The 20,529-nt window shown below is 64.6% G+C and carries 18 protein-coding genes; 5 read left to right on the forward strand and 13 right to left on the reverse strand.

What is annotated here, in order from left to right; all coding sequences use genetic code 11:
• Positions 1-12: 12 nt before the first annotated feature.
• Positions 13-4,602 (forward strand): translocation/assembly module TamB domain-containing protein, encoded by a 4,590-nt coding sequence (locus NYR54_RS15765; protein WP_423738627.1) that lies wholly within the window; start codon positions 13-15, stop codon positions 4,600-4,602.
• Between the two features lie 255 nt (positions 4,603-4,857).
• Complete coding sequence (locus tag NYR54_RS15770; protein ID WP_261516658.1) at positions 4,858-5,187, forward strand: hypothetical protein; 330 nt, start codon at positions 4,858-4,860, stop codon at positions 5,185-5,187.
• A gap of 32 nt (positions 5,188-5,219) precedes the next feature.
• Here NYR54_RS15770 and NYR54_RS15775 read toward each other — a convergent pair whose 3' ends face one another.
• Together NYR54_RS15775 and dusA are read right to left on the reverse strand one after the other, a co-directional pair.
• Positions 5,220-5,453 carry a hypothetical protein gene (locus NYR54_RS15775; RefSeq protein WP_261516659.1) on the reverse strand — a complete coding sequence of 78 codons (234 nt, stop codon included), beginning with the start codon at positions 5,451-5,453 and terminating at the stop codon, positions 5,220-5,222.
• A gap of 118 nt (positions 5,454-5,571) precedes the next feature.
• Positions 5,572-6,618, reverse strand: a complete 1,047-nt coding sequence (gene dusA, locus NYR54_RS15780; protein WP_261516660.1) for a tRNA dihydrouridine(20/20a) synthase DusA — start codon at positions 6,616-6,618, stop codon at positions 5,572-5,574.
• A 180-nt stretch (positions 6,619-6,798) separates the two neighbouring features.
• Here dusA and gpt point away from each other — a divergent pair, with 180 nt between their 5' ends.
• The 3 genes from gpt to NYR54_RS15795 all read left to right on the forward strand — a co-directional run bounded on the left by gpt (position 6,799) and on the right by NYR54_RS15795 (position 9,547).
• A complete protein-coding gene (gene gpt / locus NYR54_RS15785; RefSeq protein WP_261516661.1) occupies positions 6,799-7,296 on the forward strand; it encodes a xanthine phosphoribosyltransferase in 498 nt (165 codons plus the stop codon).
• 97 nt (positions 7,297-7,393) lie between these two features.
• Positions 7,394-7,879, forward strand: a complete 486-nt coding sequence (locus NYR54_RS15790) for an NUDIX hydrolase (protein WP_261516662.1) — start codon at positions 7,394-7,396, stop codon at positions 7,877-7,879.
• A 111-nt stretch (positions 7,880-7,990) separates the two neighbouring features.
• Positions 7,991-9,547, forward strand: coding sequence for an inorganic phosphate transporter (locus NYR54_RS15795; protein WP_261516663.1), 1,557 nt, complete (start codon positions 7,991-7,993; stop codon positions 9,545-9,547).
• Between the two features lie 63 nt (positions 9,548-9,610).
• Here the strand turns inward: NYR54_RS15795 and NYR54_RS15800 are convergent, their stop codons facing one another.
• The 11 genes from NYR54_RS15800 to kdsA all read right to left on the reverse strand — a co-directional run bounded on the left by NYR54_RS15800 (position 9,611) and on the right by kdsA (position 20,518).
• Positions 9,611-10,072 carry a type II toxin-antitoxin system RatA family toxin gene (locus tag NYR54_RS15800; RefSeq protein ID WP_261516664.1) on the reverse strand — a complete coding sequence of 154 codons (462 nt, stop codon included), beginning with the start codon at positions 10,070-10,072 and terminating at the stop codon, positions 9,611-9,613.
• Positions 10,073-10,079: 7 nt separating this feature from the next.
• Entirely contained in the window at positions 10,080-11,048 is a 969-nt protein-coding gene (lipA, locus tag NYR54_RS15805; RefSeq protein ID WP_261516665.1) for a lipoyl synthase, read from the reverse strand.
• Between the two features lie 99 nt (positions 11,049-11,147).
• Complete coding sequence (locus NYR54_RS15810) at positions 11,148-11,402, reverse strand: GlsB/YeaQ/YmgE family stress response membrane protein (protein ID WP_261516695.1); 255 nt, start codon at positions 11,400-11,402, stop codon at positions 11,148-11,150.
• Between the two features lie 81 nt (positions 11,403-11,483).
• A complete protein-coding gene (gene lpdA, locus NYR54_RS15815; protein ID WP_261516666.1) occupies positions 11,484-12,947 on the reverse strand; it encodes a dihydrolipoyl dehydrogenase in 1,464 nt (487 codons plus the stop codon).
• 10 nt (positions 12,948-12,957) lie between these two features.
• Positions 12,958-13,596 carry an SGNH/GDSL hydrolase family protein gene (locus NYR54_RS15820; RefSeq protein ID WP_261516668.1) on the reverse strand — a complete coding sequence of 213 codons (639 nt, stop codon included), beginning with the start codon at positions 13,594-13,596 and terminating at the stop codon, positions 12,958-12,960.
• Positions 13,597-13,650: 54 nt separating this feature from the next.
• A complete protein-coding gene (locus NYR54_RS15825; RefSeq protein ID WP_261516670.1) occupies positions 13,651-15,036 on the reverse strand; it encodes a pyruvate dehydrogenase complex dihydrolipoamide acetyltransferase in 1,386 nt (461 codons plus the stop codon).
• 12 nt (positions 15,037-15,048) lie between these two features.
• Positions 15,049-16,449 carry a pyruvate dehydrogenase complex E1 component subunit beta gene (locus NYR54_RS15830; protein ID WP_261516671.1) on the reverse strand — a complete coding sequence of 467 codons (1,401 nt, stop codon included), beginning with the start codon at positions 16,447-16,449 and terminating at the stop codon, positions 15,049-15,051.
• 13 nt (positions 16,450-16,462) lie between these two features.
• Entirely contained in the window at positions 16,463-17,563 is a 1,101-nt protein-coding gene (gene pdhA, locus NYR54_RS15835; protein ID WP_261516672.1) for a pyruvate dehydrogenase (acetyl-transferring) E1 component subunit alpha, read from the reverse strand.
• 213 nt (positions 17,564-17,776) lie between these two features.
• Positions 17,777-18,115: an FtsB family cell division protein gene (locus NYR54_RS15840; RefSeq protein ID WP_261516673.1), complete on the reverse strand. Its 339-nt coding sequence runs from the start codon at positions 18,113-18,115 to the stop codon at positions 17,777-17,779.
• A 157-nt stretch (positions 18,116-18,272) separates the two neighbouring features.
• A complete protein-coding gene (gene eno, locus NYR54_RS15845; protein WP_261516674.1) occupies positions 18,273-19,553 on the reverse strand; it encodes a phosphopyruvate hydratase in 1,281 nt (426 codons plus the stop codon).
• 134 nt (positions 19,554-19,687) lie between these two features.
• Entirely contained in the window at positions 19,688-20,518 is an 831-nt protein-coding gene (gene kdsA / locus NYR54_RS15850; protein WP_261516676.1) for a 3-deoxy-8-phosphooctulonate synthase, read from the reverse strand.
• Positions 20,519-20,529: the final 11 nt, after the last annotated feature.

Genomic DNA, 20,529 nt, shown 5'->3' on the forward strand with positions numbered 1-20,529 from the left:
GTCATCCTCTGCCTGCTCTTTGCCGCCCTTCCCTTGCGCGCCCAGGAGACGACGCCGGAAAGCCCGGAGGAGGAGCGCTCGCTTTTCCTCTCCTTCATCGAGAACCAGCTATCGACGCCGAACCGCCAGATCCGCATCCGGGGCATCGAGGGTGTCCTTTCCTCCCGGGCGAGCATTCAGGAAATTACGGTGGCGGATCGCGAGGGCATATGGCTGCGCATTACCGGGGCCAGCATCGACTGGAGCCGGTCCGCGCTCATCTTCCGGCAGAGGCTCGAGATTTCGAGCCTGGAGGCGGAATCCATCGAGATGACGCGCCGCCCGCTGCCCGCGGAGAACGCCCTGCCCTCGCCCGAGGCCCGGTCCTTCGCAGTTCCGGAATTGCCGATCGCCATCAACCTCGACCGCGTTCAGGTGCCTTCCATTGCGTTTGGCGAAGCTGTCTTCGGCCTTGAGTCCACCCTCTCCTTCGAGGGCAGGATGAGGCTGGAAGAAGGATCGCTCGACACCGCGCTCGAGATCGAGCGCCTCGACGGGCCGGGCGGCCATCTTTCGCTTGAGGCGGCCTTCGACAACACCACAAGCCGGCTCGACCTCGACATGGCGCTTTCGGAGCCGCAGAACGGCGTCATCGCCAACCTGCTCAACATCGAGGGCCGGCCTCCCCTCGACCTGACCCTGGCCGGGGCGGGACCTGTGGACAATCTCGACCTGAACCTTGCGCTTGCCGCCGCCGGGGAACCTGCCCTTTCCGGAACGGCGCGGCTTCGTCAGCAGGCCGAAGGAATCGGCTTCACGCTCGACGCGGGCGGCCCCATTGCAAGGCTGGTGCCTGCCCGTTTCCGCAGCTTCTTCGGCGCCGAAACCACGCTGGAGGCTGCCGGGCTGGCAAGATCTGGCGGCGGCTTCGCGCTAAGCTCCCTCAATCTTGAGAGCGCGGCACTGCGCCTCGATGCCGCGGCGGAGACCGCGGAGGACGGCTTTCTGAGTCGGCTTACGCTCAACGCGGACATTGCCGATCCAGCAGGCGAGAGGGTGCTTCTACCGCTGCCGGGCGGCGAGACCTCGGTCGGGGCGGCGAGCCTCGCAATCGATTTCGGCAACGGCGGGGGTGATGCGTGGACCGCCTCGCTCAATGTCACGGATCTCGACACAGGAGGCTTTTCCGCCCGAGAAGCCACGTTTGACGTGAACGGCCTTGCTGCCGACCTCATGGTGGTGGACCGGCGTCGCATAACCTTCGATGCGGATGGCGTGGTATCAGGGATCATCGCCCGGCAGGCCGACGTGTCGGAGGCCCTTGGCGACACGATCCGCCTCAATGCAAGCGGCGACTGGCAGGCGGGCGAACCGCTGAACCTCGATAGCGCCACGCTTTCGGGAGAAAACCTTGCCGCAAGCCTCGCAGGCATGGTCTCGGACTTTGCGTTCGATGGCGAGATCGGCGTTCAAACGTCGAGCATCGCACCATTTTCAGGGATCGCGGGCCGCGATCTGGGCGGCAGCATAGACCTTCGTGCCACGGGCGAGTTGCGCCCGGTGAGCGGCGCGTTCGATCTGATGCTCGACGGCACGGCCAATGACCTTCGCCTGGACGTTTCGGCCGCCGACCCGCTGCTTGTTGGTGCAACACGGATCACCGGGCGCCTCGCTCGAACGGTCGACGGGTTCCTGGCCGACGGCTTCCGGATCGAAAGCGGGCGCGCCTCGTTCTCCGCTGACGGGACATTCGCAACCGAAGCGGCCGATTTCAACTTTGAGGCCGCCATTGCCGACCTTGCCCACCTCACCGAACGCGCGGGCGGACGGCTGACGGCGACAGGGCGTGCGCAAGGCAGCGCGGGCAATCTCGCGCTCAGCCTCGAGGCGGCCGTGCAGCGTGGCCGGCTTCTCGACAAGGAACTGACCGAGGCCGCCCTCAGCTTCGGCGGTACCTTGCAGAACAATGTGCTCGCGGGCCAGATGGCCGGCAGCGCCTTTCTCGACGGCGTGCGGGCGGAAATCGAGACGGATGTGAGGCTCAGCGCCGAAGAGCGGCAGCTTTCGGGCATTGCATTTACCGCGGGCGGCGCCCGCCTGACGGGCGAACTCGTTCAGGATGGAGAAGGCCTTTTCACGGGCAATCTTGCACTGGACGCGGCCGATATCTCGACAGCTGCCGCCCTTCTGCTGATCGAAGCTCAGGGCGCCGTTAATGCGCGCCTTGCGCTCGAGAATGACGCGGGACGGCAGCAGGCCCGGATCGATGCCACGGTGAACAATCTCGTTGCCGAACAGGTCTCTCTCGAAAGTGCCGAGATCGAAGTGGATGTCGCGGATCTGTTCGGCGTCCCGGCGGTTGCAGGCAGGCTGCAGGCCAGCGGCCTCGACACCGCCGGAATCGAAGTTGCCACTCTCGATGCGACGGCACAGACAAGCAACGGCGCGACCGCATTCCAGGGCCGCGCGCTGCTCGATAACGGAACCGAGATCACCACCCGCGGTGGTCTGGCGCCGGAAAATGGCGGCTATACCGTGACGCTGGAGGAGGCCGAGCTGGTTCAGGCCGGCGTGACGGCGCGTCTTATGGAGCCAACGCGGCTTACGGTGATCGGCGATACCGTTGCATTCGACAGGGTGGACCTCGATATCGCCGGCGGCCGCCTCACGGCCCAGGGCGAGATTGGCACGAGCCTTGACGTGACGCTCGCGCTGGAGGCCGTGCCGCTCTCGATCGCCAATGCTGTTCGCCCGGACCTCGCGCTCAGCGGCACGCTCGATGGCAATGCGACGCTCAGCGGCACGCGCGAGGCGCCGCGGGCCTCCTTCAAACTAACCGGCAATGAAATCGCCGCCACCGCCCTGCGCCAGGCCGGAATCGCCTCGCTTGGCATCGAGGCTTCCGGCACCACTACCGACAGCACGCTGTCCGTCAATGCCCGGATGTCGAGCCCCGGCGGCCTCAGCGCCACCGTGGAAGGAGACGTGCCTCTCGGCGACGGCGCAATCGATCTGGATATGGACCTTCAGTCTTTCCCGCTTTCGCTTCTCAACGCTCGCCTGCCGGATCTGGGCCTTGGCGGAACCCTGACCGGCTCGGCTCAGATCTCAGGAAGCCTCGCAGACCCGCGTGCGACCTTCACTGCCGAGGCGGCCGGGCTGAATGCGCGTCCGCTTGCCGCTTTCGGCGCCGCTCCTTTGAACGTGAACGCGGCCGGCCGCTTCGCCGCGGGTGAAGTTGTGCTCGACAGCCTGAACGCCGCGGGGCCGGGCGGCCTATCCGTCACGGCAAGCGGCCGCATACCGCTTGCAGGCCAGGCGCTCGCCGTCAACGCGCAAGGCACAGTCCCGCTCAGTCTCGCAAACCGGCTGCTTGCGGACCGGGGCGCGCAGCTTGCAGGCACGCTGACGGCCGACCTCGACATAGGCGGAAGCCTCGCAAACCCCGCCATCTCGGGCACCCTGCGCACCTCGGATGCCTCCGCGATCGATCCCATGACCAATCTGCGCCTGACCGGCATTGCCATCGACGCGGGAATTTCGCGCAATGTGATCACCATCAGGTCGGGCACGGCCGGCTTTGCACGCGGCGGCACGCTTGCGGTGTCCGGCTCCATCTCCATCGACGCGGCGGCCGGCTTCCCGGCCGATCTGACCCTTCGCCTGCAGCAGGTGCGCTACAGCGACGGGGAAATGGTCTCGGCCACGCTGGACGGCAGCCTGCAGCTTGCGGGCGCGCTTGCGCGCGATCCCCTGCTTTCGGGCGACATCGCCATCGATCGGGCCGAAATCCTCGTGCCGGACAGCTTCGGCGGCGGCCCCGCCCACGTCGATGTGCAGCATGAGAATCCGCCGCCAGGCGTGGCCTCAACGCTCAGGCGCGCCCGGGCGGACGACGGCACGCCGGTGCCGAGCGGGCGCCCGAGCGTGCTGCGGCTCGCCGTCAATGTGGAGGCGCCCGCCCGCATCTTCGTGCGCGGGCGAGGGCTTGACGCGGAGCTGGGCGGCTCGGTTCGCATTACCGGCCCGATCACCTCGGTCCAGCCTGTGGGCGGTTTCCGTCTCATACGCGGACGCCTCGCCATTCTCGCACAGCGCATCACCTTCGATGAGGGCACGGTGACGCTGATCGGTGATCTCGACCCCTTCCTCGACTTCGTGGCGCGCTCGGAGCGCAGCGACATCACCGTTCTGATCACGGTCAACGGCCGCGTGTCGGACCTCTCGGTCGACTTTTCCTCCCAGCCGGAACTGCCGGAGGACGAGGTGCTTGCGCGACTCATTTTCGACCGGGGCGTGGAAGAACTGTCACCGTTGCAGCTCGCACAACTTGCCGCGGCGGCAGCCGAGCTTGCCGGAGGCAGCAATGGTTCGCTTCTGGGCGGATTCCGCAATGCGGTCGGTCTGGACGAACTCGATATCGTGACCGACTCGGAGGGCGGTGCGGCCGTTCGCGCGGGCCGCTACATCCAGGAAAACATCTATCTGGGCGTCGAGGCAGGCTCGGCGGGCAGCACGCGCGCGACCATCAATCTCGACATTACGGAAAACCTGAAGGCCCGCGGCGGCTTCGGCACGCGTGGCGAATCGGATCTGGGCATATTCTTCGAGCGCGATTACTGATCCCCCCCCCCCCCCCCCGCAATCCGAGTGCATTGGTCACCTGGCATACGTCAAAAAAATGCCGGCACTGAGGCCGGCAAACGACACGCAATTGTGGGGTTGGGGGGCGGGGGGAGTGCGTGTCGTCAACCTTCAAACGCGTGAGTGAGCGAAAGGTTCCCGCAGCACAAGAAAATTCACATGGCGGATTCCGGCGGAGCGGAACCGCCCTGCCCGGCCATGTGTTAAGGTGCGAACCCAAGATGGAGCACCGCCATGGCTGACGAAACGATGAGGATCTACCGGCTAGTTCCGGATGCCGCGGAGACCGATCCCAATTGGGATCTCGCGGAACCTGCGGGCGAGGTGGTCGTCCGCGCTCGCTCGGCTGCCGATGCCCGGATCGTGGCCGCGGAGGCGGAGGTGGATTTCCTCGACACGCCCGCCAAGCCTGGCGACGGCGTATCCACCACCTTTGCCAGTGCCTTCCGGGACAACAAGCTTTACCGGGTGATCGAGGATGACGATAGCACCTTTCCGCGCGAGGGGCCACGCGCGGTTCTGGACGGGATTGCCCGCCGCAATTCGGTCAGGCATGGCGAATAGAGCGTGAGCCTTGCGGCCCGAAGGGCCGGGCCTCAGACCCGATCCTTCAACTGCTCCACGCCCTCCTGGGCGGCGCAGTGCGCACAGCAGAAAATGACGCCGTCCTTCTCGACGCCATGGCCGATCACACGGCAGCCGCAATGTGCGCAACGTGGGGCGACTGCGTGAATTGCGCATTCGAAACTGTCGAAGACATGCCTTTCTCCGGCCATTTCCACAGTGAACGCCTTGTCATATTCGTTCCCGCAGACTTCGCAGCGCGCCATTGGCTCTCTCCTTCATCCTTCGATGTGGCGAGAACCGTGCAGTCAAGCGGGTTGTTCCATAAGGGTTGGCGTCCGGTGCAGCGATGTTGCGGCGCCGAGTTTGGCGTTCAGCGGCGGGTCACGCCGCCTCTTCCTGCACGGAGAAGTCGATCTCGGCAAAGGCGCGGCGCAGCACCTCAGGCCCGGCGCCCGGGCGTGTAGCCTCCGAAGAGAGTATCTGGCGATAGCGGCGGGCGCCGGGGAAGCCGTTGAAGAGCCCGATCATATGCCGGGTGACGTGGCTCAGCCGGCCGCCGGAAGCGATGTGGCGCTCCGCATAGGCCGCCATCGTCTCGACCACCTCCGCAAGATCCGGCGGCGCGCCATCCTCGCCGTAGATGCGGGAATCCACCTCAGCCAGGAGGGCCGGCATCTGATACGCCGCACGCCCCATCATGGCCCCGTCCACATGGGTCAGATGCGCGATGGCCTCATCCAGAGATCGAATACCGCCGTTGATACCTATGAATTTATGCGGAAATTTGGCCTTCAGCCGGTAGACGCGGCCATAATCGAGCGGCGGGACGTCGCGGTTCTCCCGCGGGCTTAGGCCCTTGAGCCAGGCCTTGCGCGCATGGACCCAAAGCGCGTCGCAGCCGGCGGCGAATACCGCCTCGGCCAAGCGGTCGAGCGCTTCCTCGGGGTCCTGATCATCCACCCCGATCCGCGACTTCACCGTGACGGGCACTGCGACCTTCGCCTTCATCGCGGCCACGCAATCGCCCACCAGCTCCGGTTCCTTCATCAGGCAGGCGCCGAACGTCCCCGATTGCACACGGTCCGACGGGCAGCCGACATTCAGGTTGATCTCGCCATAGCCGAAATCCGCGCCGATCCACGCCGCCTCCGCAAGCTTCGCCGGCTCGCTGCCGCCGAGCTGAAGGGCGACGGGACGTTCGGCCGGATCGAAGCTGAGCAGCCGCCCGCGGTCGCCGTGAATGACGGCGTCGGCAACGACCATCTCCGTGTAAAGCAGCGCTTTCCGTGTGAGCTGCCGGTGCAGGAACCGGCAATGCCGGTCCGTCCAGTCCATCATCGGCGCAACGGAAAAGATTTTGTTTGCAGTCATTCTCTCATTCGACGCTCTTTGAGAGACCACATAGGCGGACTGGAGTTTGAATTCCATCCATTTGTCTCTTCCGTGCGCGCTAAAACGGCCACGGCTGCCGCAGAGTTGTCAACGTCCGGCACTCGCACGCTTCGCAAACATTGCACGCAAAGCGCCGGTCTTGCGCGCAGGCGGCCTTTCCGGCTAATTCCCCCTGCATTCCCGCGCTGCTTAAGCGAGCTACCGGAGTGCACAAGCATGGCCATGCCCGAAAAAGCCTTCCCCGTCTCCTGGGATCAGTTTCACCGCGACGCACGCGCGCTTGCCTGGCGGCTTGCGAGCGCCAACGGCCGCTGGAAGGCGATCGTGTGTATCACGCGCGGCGGCCTCGTGCCGGCAGCCGTGATCGCACGCGAGCTGGGCATCCGCCTCATTGAGACGGTGTGCGTGGCCTCCTACCATGACTACACGGAACAGGGGGAGCTCAAGATCCTGAAGGAGATTTCCCCCGCGCTCCTAGAGGACGAAGGGCGCGACATCCTCATCGTCGACGACCTGACGGACACGGGAAAGACGGCGGCCATCGTGCGCGCCATGGTGCCCAAGGCCCACTTCGCCACCGTCTATGCCAAGCCGAAGGGGCGGCCGCTCGTGGACACCTTCATCACGGAAGTCTCGCAGGACACCTGGATCTATTTCCCCTGGGACATGGGCTTTTCCTACCAGAAGCCGATCGCGGAAAGAGAGCCGCACTGAGCTTTGTTTCCCGCCTCAAGATCGCCTGTCTGTTGCCCATCGCAGCGGCCGATCTATCCTTGACCGAAGCGATTCCTAAAGAAGCGGACGAAAGGGCATGGGCTATCTGACGCGCGCGAGGATTCTGGAACGGTTGCGCCGGCTGTTCGGCGGCAACCCGCCCCGCGTGCAGGCAGCCGCCCTGCCCTGGCGGTACGGGCCGGACGGTATCGAGGTGCTTCTGGTCACGAGCCGCCGCAGGGGCCGCTGGGTCTTGCCAAAGGGGTGGCCCGAGGGCCGCGAAGCGCTCTTTGAAACGGCCGCGCGCGAGGCGCTCGAGGAAGCCGGCGTCAAAGGCAGGATCGGCAAAGCAGAGATCGGCCGCTATTATTACGGCAAGCAGGGGGACACCGGGATCAAGTGGCGCTGCGAGGTGGCCGTCTTCCCGCTCGAGGTCGAGCATGAGGCCAAGAAATGGCCCGAGAAGAAGAAGCGGACCCGCCGCTGGTTCAGCAATGAAGAGGCGGCGCGCATGGTCGAGGAAGCCGAACTTGCGGAACTTCTTGCCGCCTTCAAAGGTAATCCACGGAAAATCGCGGCCTGATACCGGATCGTCAGAACATATCGATGAGGGCAAGCTTGTGCCGAAGGGCGGTATTGCCTAGAGCCTTGGGCACCGAATGATAGCCGCACCCCACCAACAGACTGGCTGCCGATGGCACGGACCGCCGACCCGAAAAAACACACGCTCGACAAGGACCTCGACAAGCTGGTTCACGTCGAGGAGGCCACCAGCACCCTCGCCCGCGGGCTGGTCGCGCCCGGCCTCGGGCTGCTCTTTTTGGCGCTCGCCGCGCTTCTTGCCTCCATCGTCTCGCTAGGCGAACCGCGCGTCGTCATCATCGCAGTGGCAGCGGCCATAGGAGCCTATATGGCGCTGAACATAGGCGCCAACGATGTGGCCAACAATGTGAGCCCGGCAGTCGGCGCCAAGGCCATGACCATGGCCGGCGCGCTGGTGATTGCCGCCATTTTCGAAAGCGCCGGGGCGCTGATTGCCGGCGGCGACGTGGTGGGCACCATCTCCAAGGGCATCATTGCCCCCGAAAGCGTAGGCGATCCGGGTGTTTTCATCCGTACGATGATGGCGGCGCTGATTTCCTCGGCGCTGTGGGTCAATCTGGCGACCTGGATCGGGGCACCGGTATCGACCACCCATGCCGTCGTCGGCGGCGTGGCCGGAGCGGGCATCGCCGCCGCCGGCATTTCCGCCGTCAACTGGCCAACCATGGGGCAGATTGCGGCAAGCTGGGTGGTTTCGCCTCTCATGGGCGCTATCGTGGCCGCCCTGTTCCTCGCCTTCATCAAGACCGCGATCATCTATCAAGATGACAAGATCGCCTCGGCACGACGCTGGGTTCCGCTTCTGATTGCCGTCATGGCGGGGTCCTTCACGGCCTATCTGGCGGTGAAAGGCCTGGGCCAGCTCGTTCATGTGAACGTCGGCATGGCGACCGTTCTGGGGCTTGGCGCCTTCGCCGTCATATGGGTGGTCTCGCACATCCATGTACGGCGCCAGTCGGAGGGCATGGAAAACCGCAACCAGTCGCTGCGGCGCCTGTTCAGGATTCCGCTGGTTATCTCCGCGGCCCTCCTATCCTTCGCGCATGGAGCAAACGACGTAGCCAACGCCGTGGGGCCCCTCGCCGCCGTCGTCTTTACCGTACAGGCCGATACGGTGTCAGCGGAAGTCGTCATACCGCTCTGGGTGATGGTGATCGGTGCCTTCGGCATCTCGCTCGGCCTCGTTCTGTTCGGGCCCAAGCTCATCCGCATGGTGGGCGAGCAGATCACCAAGCTCAACCCCATGCGCGCCTTCTGCGTGGCGCTTTCGGCGGCCATCACCGTCATCATCGCCTCCGCTCTCGGCCTGCCCATCAGCTCGACCCACACCGCCGTGGGCGCGGTGTTCGGCGTGGGCTTCTTCCGCGAGTGGTATACGGCACACTCCAAGCGCCGCCGCGCCTATCTGGAGCGCAAGGGCATCAAGGTTCGCAACGCCCGCGCGGCAGCGGAAGGCAGAGGGCCGCTCACAGCCTTCTTCGAGGAGGACGAGAACGGCGCTCCCGGCGTATCGCGGGAAGAGATCGCCCGCCGCAAGCTGGTGCGCCGCGCCCATGTGCGCACGATCCTTGCGGCGTGGGTGACCACAGTGCCAGCGGCTGCGCTGCTCTCCGCCGTCATTTTCCTGGGCCTCAACGCGCTCGCCTGATAACCCGGCCATCGTCGCATATAAGGCGTGGGGGGAGGAGTGCGGCGCGCGGCAAAACTCTTCTCAGCCCTGACCGGCGAGCCCGTAGATCTCGTCCGCGCGGCGCTCGAAGGCTTCGGCGAACATGCGAAAGGCGCGATCGAACATCGCCCCCATCAGCATGCCCAGCATCCGGTTCTTGAATTCGTACTCGATGAAGAAATGCACGTCCGTCTGGCTCTCGCCGACGGGATCGAAGCGCCAGTAGTTCTGCAGAAAGCGGAAGGGCCCGTCGATATAGCGCACGTCGATCAACCGTTCGGCGGGTTTCAGAACCACCTGGCTGGTGAAGGTCTCGCGGATGGCCTTGTAGCCTACCGTCATGTCGGCCACGAGAATCGTAACGCCGTTGCGCTCCTTGCGAGTCCGGACCGTAAGCGATTCGCACATGGGCACGAATTCCGGATAAGACTCCACGTCCGCCACCAGGGCGAACATCTGCTCCGGCAGGTGCTTCACCCGGCGTACAGTCTCATGCTTGGGCATCGGCGTCCTATGCCGTCCGCGCCGAAAGCCGTGCCTCCCGCGCGGCCCTGAGCTTGGCAAAATCCTCGCCCGCGTGATGCGAGGAGCGCGTCAGCGGACTGGAGGAGACCATGAGAAAGCCCTTGGTGTAGGCGATGGTCTCGTAGGCCTTGAACTCTTCAGGCGTCACGAACCGCTTGACCGGATGGTGCTTGCGTGTGGGCTGGAGATACTGGCCGATGGTGAGGAAGTCGACGTCGGCGGAGCGCAGATCGTCCATCAACTGAAGGACCTCGTTGCGCTCCTCGCCGAGCCCGACCATGATGCCGGACTTCGTGAACATGGAAGGATCGAGCTCCTTCACCCGTTGGAGAAGCCGGATGGAATGGAAGTAGCGCGCGCCGGGCCTGACGGTGAGATATTTCGACGGAACCGTCTCCAGATTGTGGTTGAAGACGTCGGGCCTAGCCTCCACCACGATCTCCAGCGCCCCCTCCTTGCGCAGGAAATCGGGCGTGAGCACTTCGATGGTTGTGTCCGGCGCGGCTTCGCGGATGGCGTAGATCACCTCGGCGAAATGGCGTGCACCGCCGTCGTCCAGGTCGTCGCGATCGACCGAGGTTATCACCACATGGTTCAGGCCCATCTGGCGCACGGCCCTGGCGACGTTTTCAGGCTCGTTGGGATCAAGGGGACCGGGAATGCCCGTCGCCACGTTGCAGAAGGCGCAGGCGCGGGTGCAAATCTCGCCCATGATCATGAAGGTGGCGTGCTTCTTGTCCCAGCATTCGCCGATGTTGGGGCAACCGGCCTCCTCGCAGACCGTTACCAGCTTGTTCGACCGTACGATCTCGCGCGTTTCCAGATAGCCCTTTGAGACAGGCGCCTTCACCCGGATCCATGAGGGCTTACGCAGCACCTCCTGATCGGGCCGGTGCGCCTTTTCCGGATGCCGGGGACGTGGTTTCGCGGAGACGGTGTCGAGAACGGTGACCATCAGCCTAACTTTCCTTCGCGGCCCGCCCTCATATAGGGGCTGCCGCGGACAACAAAAGCCCGCCTGCCGAGCGGCAGGCGGGTCCCGCCGCAGCGGAGCTTACGTCCGGCCGCGAATGAGCCGGTAAAGCCAGATCAACAGGCACGCACCAATGATGGCGACGATGAGCTGACCGATGATGCCCCCGAACGTGCTGCCGATGATGGCAATCAAAATCGCATTCAGTACGACGGCACCCACCACGCCGAGAACGATGTTGGTCAGAAGGCCATGCTCAGCCTTCATGATTTTTTCGGCGATCCAGCCGGCAATACCGCCCATGATAATCGTCAAAATCCAACCTAGACCTTCCATCGAATTCTCCTCATCTGGGTTGCGGATCAGCACGGAAGCCCGTGCGACGGGCCCGATACCGGTCCCCCGGCCCATGGTCCGTCAAGCGTTCAAGGCGCGCCCATATGCGTCAAGTACGCTCTCTTTCATCATCTCCGAAAGCGTGGGATGTGGGAAGATGGTGTGCATAAGTTCCTCTTCCGTCGTTTCAAGGTTCATCGCGATGACGAAACCCTGAATTAGTTCAGTGACTTCCGCGCCAACCATATGCGCACCCAGAAGCTCGCCGGTCTTCTTGTCGAAGATCGTCTTGATCAGTCCCTGGTCTTCACCGAGCGCAATCGCCTTGCCATTGGCGCCGAACTGGAATCGGCCCACGCGGATGTCACGGCCCTGCTCCTTGGCCTTTTCCTCCGTCAGGCCAACGGAAGCGACCTGGGGGTGGCAATAGGTGCAACCCGGGATCCTGTTCTTGTCCAGCGGATGAACACCCGGCACGCCCGCGATCTTCTCCACGCAGATCACGCCCTCATGCTCGGCCTTGTGGGCAAGCATCGGCGGACCGGCAACATCGCCGATGGCGTAAATGCCCGGCACATTAGTACGCCCGAAGCCATCCACGGCGATCGCGCCGCGCTCAAGCTTCACGCCAAGCGACTCAAGGCCGAGATTTTCCACGTTGCACTGCACGCCCACGGCGGAGATCAGCCGGTCGGCGGTGATCTTCTCCACCTTGCCGCCCTTCATCTCCACATGAGCGGTTATCTGGTTAGAGCCCTTCTCGACCTTGGCGACCTTCGCCTCCACGTGGAACTTGATCCCCTGCTTCTCGAGCTGACGGCGCGCGATCTTGGCGATCTCGGCGTCTTCGACAGGCAGGATCTGCGGCAAAAGCTCCACGACCGTCACGTCCGCGCCCATGGCGCGGTAGAAGCTGGCAAACTCGATGCCGATGGCGCCGGACCCCATGACGAGAAGCGACTTCGGGATTTCCTTCGGTACCATGGCCTCGAAATAGGTCCAGATGAGCTTGCCGTCGGGCTCGATGCCGGGCAGCACGCGCGGGCGCGCACCCGTGGCGAGGATGATGTGCTTCGCCTTGTAGGTCCCCTCCCCGAGCGCGTTCTTCGGGGTGGGTGGCTGCGGCTCGAACGGCTTCTTCGCAGGCTTCGAGACAACGATCTCGCCCGGCTCGCTGCCCTTGGCGGCCCTGGAGATTTTCGCCTCGCCCCAGATGATGTCGACCTTGTTCTTCTTCATCAGGAAGCCCACGCCGCCATTCAGCCGGCCGGAGACCTTGCGCGAGCGTTCCACCACTGCGGCCGTGTCAACCGACACCGTGCCGTCGATCTTCAGCCCGTAATCCTTCGCGTGCTGGGCATAGTGCATGATCTCGGCCGAGCGCAGCAGCGCCTTGGTGGGAATGCAGCCCCAGTTAAGGCAGATGCCGCCCAGATGCTCCCGCTCGACGATCGCGGTCTTGAAGCCGAGCTGCGCGGAGCGCACGGCCGTCACATAGCCGCCGGGACCCGAGCCGATGATGATGACGTCGTAGGTTTCAGCCACGCGAAACTCCTTAAAGTCCAAGTATGCGGCGCACGACAGGCGCCAGCCCCTCGCCGATCGCGCGCGTGTTCGCGGCGTCGAGATGCACGCCGTCGATCGGCGTGGTTTTCGCCACCGAGCCCGCATCGAAGAAGGCACAGCCCGTGTCGCTGGCGAGCCGCTCATAGAGCGGCGCCAGCTTCCGCGATTCGGAAACGGCTCCCTCGAACATGGCCGCGAAGTCGGCATTGTCCGTCTCGCATACGGGCGGCGGAGAGACGAGCAGGATCTCGGGCGCCTTCACGTCGAACGGGTAATCGTGCCCGCGTATGATGTCGATGAGCCGCTGCATGCCCTGCTTGGCGCCGATCGCCCGGCCGCAGATGACCGGCTTCATGTCGTTGGTGCCGAGCATGATGATGACCAGATCGAGCGGCGAATGGGTCGACAGCAGCGTGGGCAGAATGCGCGCCCCGTTGCGGTCCGCGCCGGCCAGCCAGTCGTCGAACGCCGTGGTGCGGCCGCCGAGGCCTTCCGGGATCACCCGGGCGGCCTCACCAAGCCGCGCCTGCAGCACGGAGGGCCAGCGGTCCTCGTAGGCGTGCCGATCCTGGGTTTCCGCGTTGTGACCGAAGGTCAGTGAATCGCCGTAGCAAAGAATGGTTTTCATGGCACCTCGCGGAAAGCCCTCCCTTACTGAAGGCCCGGCAGGCCGGGCATTAGTTTAGACAAGCATGGCAATCGGATTTTCGATCAGGCGCTTGAAGGCGGCGAGAAGCTCCGCGCCCAAAGCGCCGTCGACGGCGCGATGGTCGGTCGAGAGCGTGACCGACATGATGGTGGCGGCCTTGATCTCCCCGTTGCGAACCACCGCCCTCTCCTCGCCCGAGCCCACGGCCAGAATCGTCGCATGCGGCGGGTTGATGACGGCGGCGAAGTCCTTGATGCCGTACATGCCGAGATTGGAAATCGCCGTCGTGCCGCCCTGATATTCCTCGGGCTTCAGCCTGCGGCTGCGGGCCCGGGCGGCCAGGTCTTTCATCTCGTTGGAAATGGCGGACAGCGTCTTCTCCTCGGCGCGGCGCACGATGGGCGTGATCAGTCCGCCGGGAATGGCGACCGCAACGCCGACATCCGCGTGCTTGTGCTTGACCATCGCGCTCTCGGTCCAGGACACATTGGCCTCCGGCACCGCCATCAGGGCCATGGCCATGGCCTTGATGATCATGTCGTTGATCGAGAGCTTGTAGGCCGGCCGCTCGCCGTCTTCGTCCTTCACCATAGGCGCGGCGTCGTTGAGCTGCTTGCGCAGGGCAAGAAGCGCGTCGATCTCGCAGTCCAGCGTCAGATAGAAATGCGGGATCGTGGACTTCGCCTCGACCAGCCGGCGCGCAATGGTCTTGCGCATGGAGTCATGCGGCACGAGCTCGTAGGAGCCCTCCTCGAACAGCTTCAGGACCTGTTCGTCCGACACGGGTTTCGGTGCCGGGGCCTCCGGCGCCTTGGCGGCGGGCACCACGCCCTTTTCGATTGCCGCTTCCACGTCGGCCTTCACCACGCGCCCACGCGGGCCGGAACCGGAGACGGCCGCAAGATCGATGCCGGCTTCCTTCGCCAAACGCCTGGCAAGCGGCGAAGCGAAAACGCGCTCGCCATCCTTTCCGACGACCGCCGGAGCCGCTGCCGGCTGGGCGGATGTCGGGGCAGGCTGGGCCGCCGTCTTGTCGTCACCCGCCGGCTGCTTCACAGGGGCCTCCTGGGCAGCCTCGGTCTTCTGCGGAGCCTCGGCTTTCTGCGAGGCCTCGGCCTTGGGTGCGGGGGCGGCGCTGCCCGCGCCGGCCGTCTTCGCCACCTCGGCCGGGTCTTCCCCTTCAGCCGCGAGTACGGCAATCAACGCGTTGACCTTCACGCCTTCCGTGCCTTCCGGCACGACGATCTTGGCAACCGTGCCCTCGTCCACGGCTTCCACTTCCATGGTGGCCTTATCGGTCTCGATCTCGGCGATCACATCGCCGGCCGAAACGCTGTCGCCCTCCTTGACCAGCCACCGGGCGAGGTTGCCCTCCTCCATGGTGGGTGAGAGGGCGGGCATGGTGATTTGGATCGGCATAGCTCCCCCCTCTCACGACCGGTAGGTGACGGCCTTCACCGCCTCGACCACTTCCGCCACGCTGGGCAGCGCGAGCTTTTCGAGATTGGCCGCATAGGGCATCGGCACGTCCTTGCCCGTGATCGTGATCACGGGGGCATCCAGATAATCGAAGGCGCGCTGCATAACCTGGCTGGCGATATGGTCGCCCACCGAGGACTGCGGGAAGCCTTCCTCGACGGTGACCAGCCGGTTGGTCTTCTTCACCGATTCGATGACCGTATCGAGGTCCATCGGCCGGATGGTACGCAGGTCGATGATCTCGACGTCGATCCCCTGACCCGCAAGCTCCTCCGCCGCCTTGACCGCATAGGTCATGCCGATGCCGAAGGAAACGATGGTGGCGTCCTTGCCCTGCTTGTGGATGCGAGCCTTGCCGATGGGCAGAACGAAGTCATCGAGCTTGGGCACCTCGAAGCTCTGCCCGTAGAGGATCTCGTTCTCCAGGAAGATCACCGGGTTGGGATCGCGGATCGCGGCCTTCAGGAGGCCCTTCGCGTCCGCCGCCGTGTAAGGCATGACGACCTTGAGTCCCGGGATATGGCTGTACCAGGCCGCATAGTCCTGGCTGTGCTGGGCGGCCACGCGCGCGGCCGCGCCATTGGGCCCGCGGAAGACGATCGAGGCGCCCATCTGGCCACCGGCCATGTAGAGGGTCTTGGCCGCCGAATTGACGAGCTGGTCCATCGCCTGCATGGCGAAGTTAAAGGTCATGAACTCGACGATCGGCTTGAGGCCGGCGAAAGCGGCGCCAATGCCCACACCCGCGAAGCCGTGCTCGGTGATCGGCGTGTCGATCACGCGCTGGGCGCCGAATTCCTGCAACAGCCCCTGCGTCACCTTATAGGCGCCCTGATATTCGGCCACCTCCTCGCCCATGATGAAAACGTCCGGATCGCGGCGCATCTCCTCGGCCATGGCGTCGCGCAGGGCTTCGCGCACCGTCATTGTGACCATTTCGGTGCCTTCGGGGATGTCCGGATCGGCGGGCATCGGCTGAGTGGCGGCGCAGGGCACCGTGGCGGGTGCGGCCGGCTCCTCCGCGCGCTGCTCCGCGTGGACCTCGGCCGGAGGCTGGGCCTGCGCGGGCGGCGCGCTGGCGGGCGCCTTGTCGAGGTCATCGGCACTTTCCCCATCGGCAAGCAGGAGCGCGATCGGTGTGTTGACCTTGACGCCTTCGGTGCCTTCCGCGACGAGGATCTTGCCGATGGTGCCCTCGTCGATGGCCTCGACTTCCATAGTGGCCTTGTCCGTCTCGATTTCCGCGATCACGTCGCCGGGGGCGACCTGATCACCTTCCTTCTTTAGCCATTTGGTCAGATTGCCCTCCTCCATGGTCGGGGAGAGCGCGGGCATGAGAATCTGTGTGGGCATAGGCGGCCTCCCCTTAAAGCAGAACGTCGGTGTAAAGCTCGGACACGTCCGGCTCGGGGTCGTTCTGGGCGAAGTCCGCCGCGTCGGCGACGATGTCGCGCACCTCCTTGTCGATGGCCTTCAATTCCTCCTCGCTTGCCCATTTCTTCTGGAGAAGCCGCTGGCGCACCTGCTCGATCGGGTCGCGCTCGGCACGCATCTTCTGCACCTCGTCCTTGGTGCGGTATTTCGCCGGGTCCGACATGGAGTGGCCGCGATAGCGGTAGGTCAGCATTTCCAGGATGATGGGACCCTTGCCCGAGCGGCACCACTCGACGGCCATGTCGCCCGCCGCCTTCACGGCGCGAACGTCCATACCATCGACCTGGATGCCCGGAATCTTGAAGGAGACGCCGCGCAGCGAAAGGTTGGTTTCCGCCGAGGCGCGGTTGATCGCCGTGCCCATGGCGTAGCGGTTGTTCTCGATAATGTAGACCACCGGGAGCTTCCAGAGCGAGGCCATGTTGAAGCTCTCATAGACCTGCCCCTGGTTGGCAGCGCCGTCGCCGAAATAGGTGAGCGACACATTATCGTTGCCGCGGTAGCGGTTGGCGAGCGCGAGGCCCGTGCCAAGCGGCACCTGAGCGCCCACGATACCGTGGCCGCCATAGAAATGCTTCTCCTTGGAGAACATGTGCATGGAGCCGCCCTTGCCCTTGGAATAGCCGCTCCTGCGCCCCGTCAGCTCCGCCATCACGCCGCGCGCGTCCATGCCCGTGGCGAGCATATGACCATGGTCACGGTAGCCGGTGATGATCTGGTCGCCCTCCTTCACCGCCATCTGCATGCCAACGACGACCGCTTCCTGCCCGATATAGAGATGGCAGAAGCCGCCGATCAGACCCATACCGTAGAGCTGGCCGGCCTTCTCTTCGAATCGCCGGATGAGCAGCATCTCGCGCAGCGCGTGGAGCTCCTGCTCCCTGGTGAACTCTTCTGGCGCGGGCACGCTCACCGCGGGCGTACCCGTCGCGGCCGCGGATACGGTTCCCGTGGCAGTCTTCCGGGTTCTCGCCGATGAACGTTTGGCCGTTGATTGCCGTTTCGTGGTGGTTTTCCTGGCGGCTGTCGCCATATACTCACTCCCTGGAAAGCGTCACTGGGCGGACGCGAGGCTTCGGCAGACCGGCCCCATATTGCCGCAGGACCAGTCTACAGTCCATGGCGTCAAGGGCGCCGGCCCGCACCCGTCGCGCGCGACGCTATCACGGCAAACGGCTTTATGCCACGCGTAAAATCGCATGGCTGCCATGCGTTAAGTGCTTTCGGCTGCTTGATTTTTTTAAGATTAACCAGAATCCGGTTTATTTCGATCGCCCTTGGTTAAGATGACGATCTCGTTCTCGCGCGCAAGGATGAGGGCGCGACGGACCTGCTCATCCAGCATGTCCTTTTCGAGCGAGCCGTCCTGCAGCAGTGACAGCCGCTCCTCAAGTTCCTGCCGGGTCTTTTCGAGAACCGCCAGATCCGCCTCGAGCCGGTCGATGCGCACTTCCAGCCGCGCCTTGGCATTGAGGCCGTAATCGCCCTGATAGGCGTGAAAGCCGAAATAGGAAAGTACGACGACCGTGATCGCCGGAACGATCAGCTTGCCCGTGTTGCGGCGTTTGTGATGGCGGGTCCACATGCGGCGTAAATCCTTGCCTCCGCATCTGGACACATCTTGCTTAATGGAGGGTTAGGATGGAGCGGCCGGAACCCGATATTTCGATACCAGGCGTCTTCCGGGGCTGGCACCGGGGCATGAGCGGGCGGCCCAAGGGACCGCCGCTCATCATCCTGAACTACTGGCGCTGGCGCAAAATGGCCCCTCCCGCGTAGCGGGCCTGCTTGCCCAGCTGCTCCTCGATGCGGATAAGCTGGTTGTACTTCGCCGTACGGTCCGAACGGGCGAGCGAACCCGTCTTGATCTGACCGCAATTAGTGGCGACGGCAAGGTCGGCGATGGTGGAATCCTCCGTCTCGCCGGAGCGGTGCGACATGACGGCCGTGTAGGCGGCCTTGTGCGCGGTCTCCACCGCTTCGAGCGTCTCGGTCAGCGTTCCGATCTGATTGACCTTCACCAGGATCGAATTCGCGATCCCCATATTGATGCCGTCCCTGAGACGCGCGGCATTGGTGACGAACAGATCGTCGCCCACGAGCTGCACCCGGTCGCCGATCAGATCCGTCAGCACCTTCCAGCCCTCGAAATCGTCCTCGGCCATCCCGTCCTCGATCGAGATGATGGGATAGTCCCCGACAAGGGCAGCGAGGTATTCGGCCTGGGCCTTGGCGTCGCGCGTCTGGCCCTCGCCTTCATAGACATAGTTGCCGTCCTTGAAGAACTCGGTGGCCGCGCAGTCGAGCGCGATGGCCACCTGCTCGCCCGGCTTGTAGCCAGCCTTCTCGATGGAGGCCATGATGAAGTCGAGCGCGGCCTTGGCGTCCTTCAGGCCGGGAGCGAAGCCGCCCTCGTCGCCCACATTGGTGTTGTGACCGGCGGCCTTGAGCCCCGCCTTCAGCGTATGGAAGATTTCGGACCCCCAGCGCACGGCCTCCCGCAGGCTTTCCGCGCCCACCGGCATGATCATGAATTCCTGGAAGTCGATGGGGTTGTCGGCGTGCACACCGCCGTTGAGGATGTTCATCATCGGGACGGGCAGGATGTGCGCGGACGCGCCGCCCACATAGCGGTAAAGCGGCAGCCCGGAGGCCGCTGCCGCCGCCTTCGCCACCGCCAGGGAGACGCCGAGAATGGCGTTGGCGCCCAGCCGGCCCTTGTTCGGCGTGCCGTCGAGCTCCACCAGCGTACGGTCGATGTGGATCTGCTCCTCGGCCTCCATCCCGCCGATGGCCTCGAAGATTTCACCGTTCACCGCCTCCACGGCCTGCAAAACGCCCTTGCCCAGATAGCGCGTGCCGCCGTCACGCAGCTCCACCGCCTCGTGGGCGCCGGTGGAGGCCCCGGAGGGCACAGCCGCGCGGCCGATCGAGCCGTCCTCAAGCACCACATCGACCTCGACGGTCGGATTGCCCCGGCTGTCGAGAATCTCGCGGGCGATAATATCCGTGATAGCAGTCATGGTTTCGGCCTCGTTCAATGGGCATGCGAAGATGGGGCGCTTCTATCCGGATAGAGGCCGCAGCGCAATTTCCCTTGGGGCACTTCGAGAAGGCAGAACCGGCTGCCGGTTCGCCCGCCGTGAAGCCGGCCTCTTCAGCAGCCCTTGGCAATCCGGTCGAAAGCGATCAGCCGTTCAAGCAATTCCGGCATCTTCTCGAGCGGCACCATGTTGGGGCCGTCGGAGGGCGCGTTGTCCGGGTCCTGATGCGTCTCGATGAAGACGCCCGCCACGCCCACTGCCACCGCCGCGCGCGCCAGCGGCTCCACGAAGCGGCGGTCGCCGCCGCTCGCATTGCCTTGCCCGCCCGGCTGCTGAACCGAATGGGTGGCGTCGAAAATGACGGGCGCGCCGATCTCGGCCATGATCGGCAGGGCGCGCATATCGGCGACCAACGTGTTGTAGCCGAAGGAGACGCCGCGCTCGGTCACCAGCACGTTGCTGTTGCCGGAGGCCGTGATCTTGGCCACCACGTTCCGCATGTCCCAGGGGGCGAGGAACTGGCCCTTCTTCACGTTCACGGCCTTGCCGGTCTTGGCGGCAGCAACCAGCAAATCGGTCTGGCGGCAGAGGAAGGCGGGAATCTGCAGAATATCCACGACATCCGCCACCACACCGCATTGTTCCTCCGTGTGGATGTCCGTGAGGACGGAGACGCTAAGCTCCTTGCGCAGATCGGCGAAGATGGGAAGCGCCGCCTCCAGCCCCACACCGCGTTTGCCGGAAAGGGACGTGCGATTGGCCTTATCGAAACTCGTCTTGTAGACGAAGCCGATCCCCAGCCTGTCCGTGATTTCCTTGAGCCGGCCAGCCATTTCGAAGGCATGGTCGCGGCTTTCGAGCTGGCAGGGTCCGGCGATCAGCGCGAGCGGCGCGTCATTGGCGAAGATGGCGTTGCCGATCTCGACGCGCGGATTGGGTTCCACCTTTGAGCTCC

It is taken from the genome of Chelativorans petroleitrophicus, from assembly GCF_025398195.1.
GTDB lineage: Bacteria > Pseudomonadota > Alphaproteobacteria > Rhizobiales > Rhizobiaceae > Chelativorans > Chelativorans petroleitrophicus.

Bases quoted from the DNA above. Each gene is read 5' to 3' on its own strand.
- NYR54_RS15770 (WP_261516658.1), top strand. From the start codon at position 4,858: ATGGCTGACGAAACGATGAGGATCTACCGGCTAGTTCCGGATGCCGCG.
- NYR54_RS15775 (WP_261516659.1), bottom strand. From the start codon at position 5,453: ATGGCGCGCTGCGAAGTCTGCGGGAACGAATATGACAAGGCGTTCACT.
- dusA (WP_261516660.1), bottom strand. From the start codon at position 6,618: ATGGAATTCAAACTCCAGTCCGCCTATGTGGTCTCTCAAAGAGCGTCG.
- gpt (WP_261516661.1), top strand. From the start codon at position 6,799: ATGGCCATGCCCGAAAAAGCCTTCCCCGTCTCCTGGGATCAGTTTCAC.
- NYR54_RS15790 (WP_261516662.1), top strand. From the start codon at position 7,394: ATGGGCTATCTGACGCGCGCGAGGATTCTGGAACGGTTGCGCCGGCTG.
- NYR54_RS15795 (WP_261516663.1), top strand. From the start codon at position 7,991: ATGGCACGGACCGCCGACCCGAAAAAACACACGCTCGACAAGGACCTC.
- NYR54_RS15800 (WP_261516664.1), bottom strand. From the start codon at position 10,072: ATGCCCAAGCATGAGACTGTACGCCGGGTGAAGCACCTGCCGGAGCAG.
- lipA (WP_261516665.1), bottom strand. From the start codon at position 11,048: ATGGTCACCGTTCTCGACACCGTCTCCGCGAAACCACGTCCCCGGCAT.
- NYR54_RS15810 (WP_261516695.1), bottom strand. From the start codon at position 11,402: ATGGAAGGTCTAGGTTGGATTTTGACGATTATCATGGGCGGTATTGCC.
- NYR54_RS15820 (WP_261516668.1), bottom strand. From the start codon at position 13,596: ATGAAAACCATTCTTTGCTACGGCGATTCACTGACCTTCGGTCACAAC.
- NYR54_RS15825 (WP_261516670.1), bottom strand. From the start codon at position 15,036: ATGCCGATCCAAATCACCATGCCCGCCCTCTCACCCACCATGGAGGAG.
- NYR54_RS15830 (WP_261516671.1), bottom strand. From the start codon at position 16,449: ATGCCCACACAGATTCTCATGCCCGCGCTCTCCCCGACCATGGAGGAG.
- pdhA (WP_261516672.1), bottom strand. From the start codon at position 17,563: ATGGCGACAGCCGCCAGGAAAACCACCACGAAACGGCAATCAACGGCC.
- NYR54_RS15840 (WP_261516673.1), bottom strand. From the start codon at position 18,115: ATGTGGACCCGCCATCACAAACGCCGCAACACGGGCAAGCTGATCGTT.
- eno (WP_261516674.1), bottom strand. From the start codon at position 19,553: ATGACTGCTATCACGGATATTATCGCCCGCGAGATTCTCGACAGCCGG.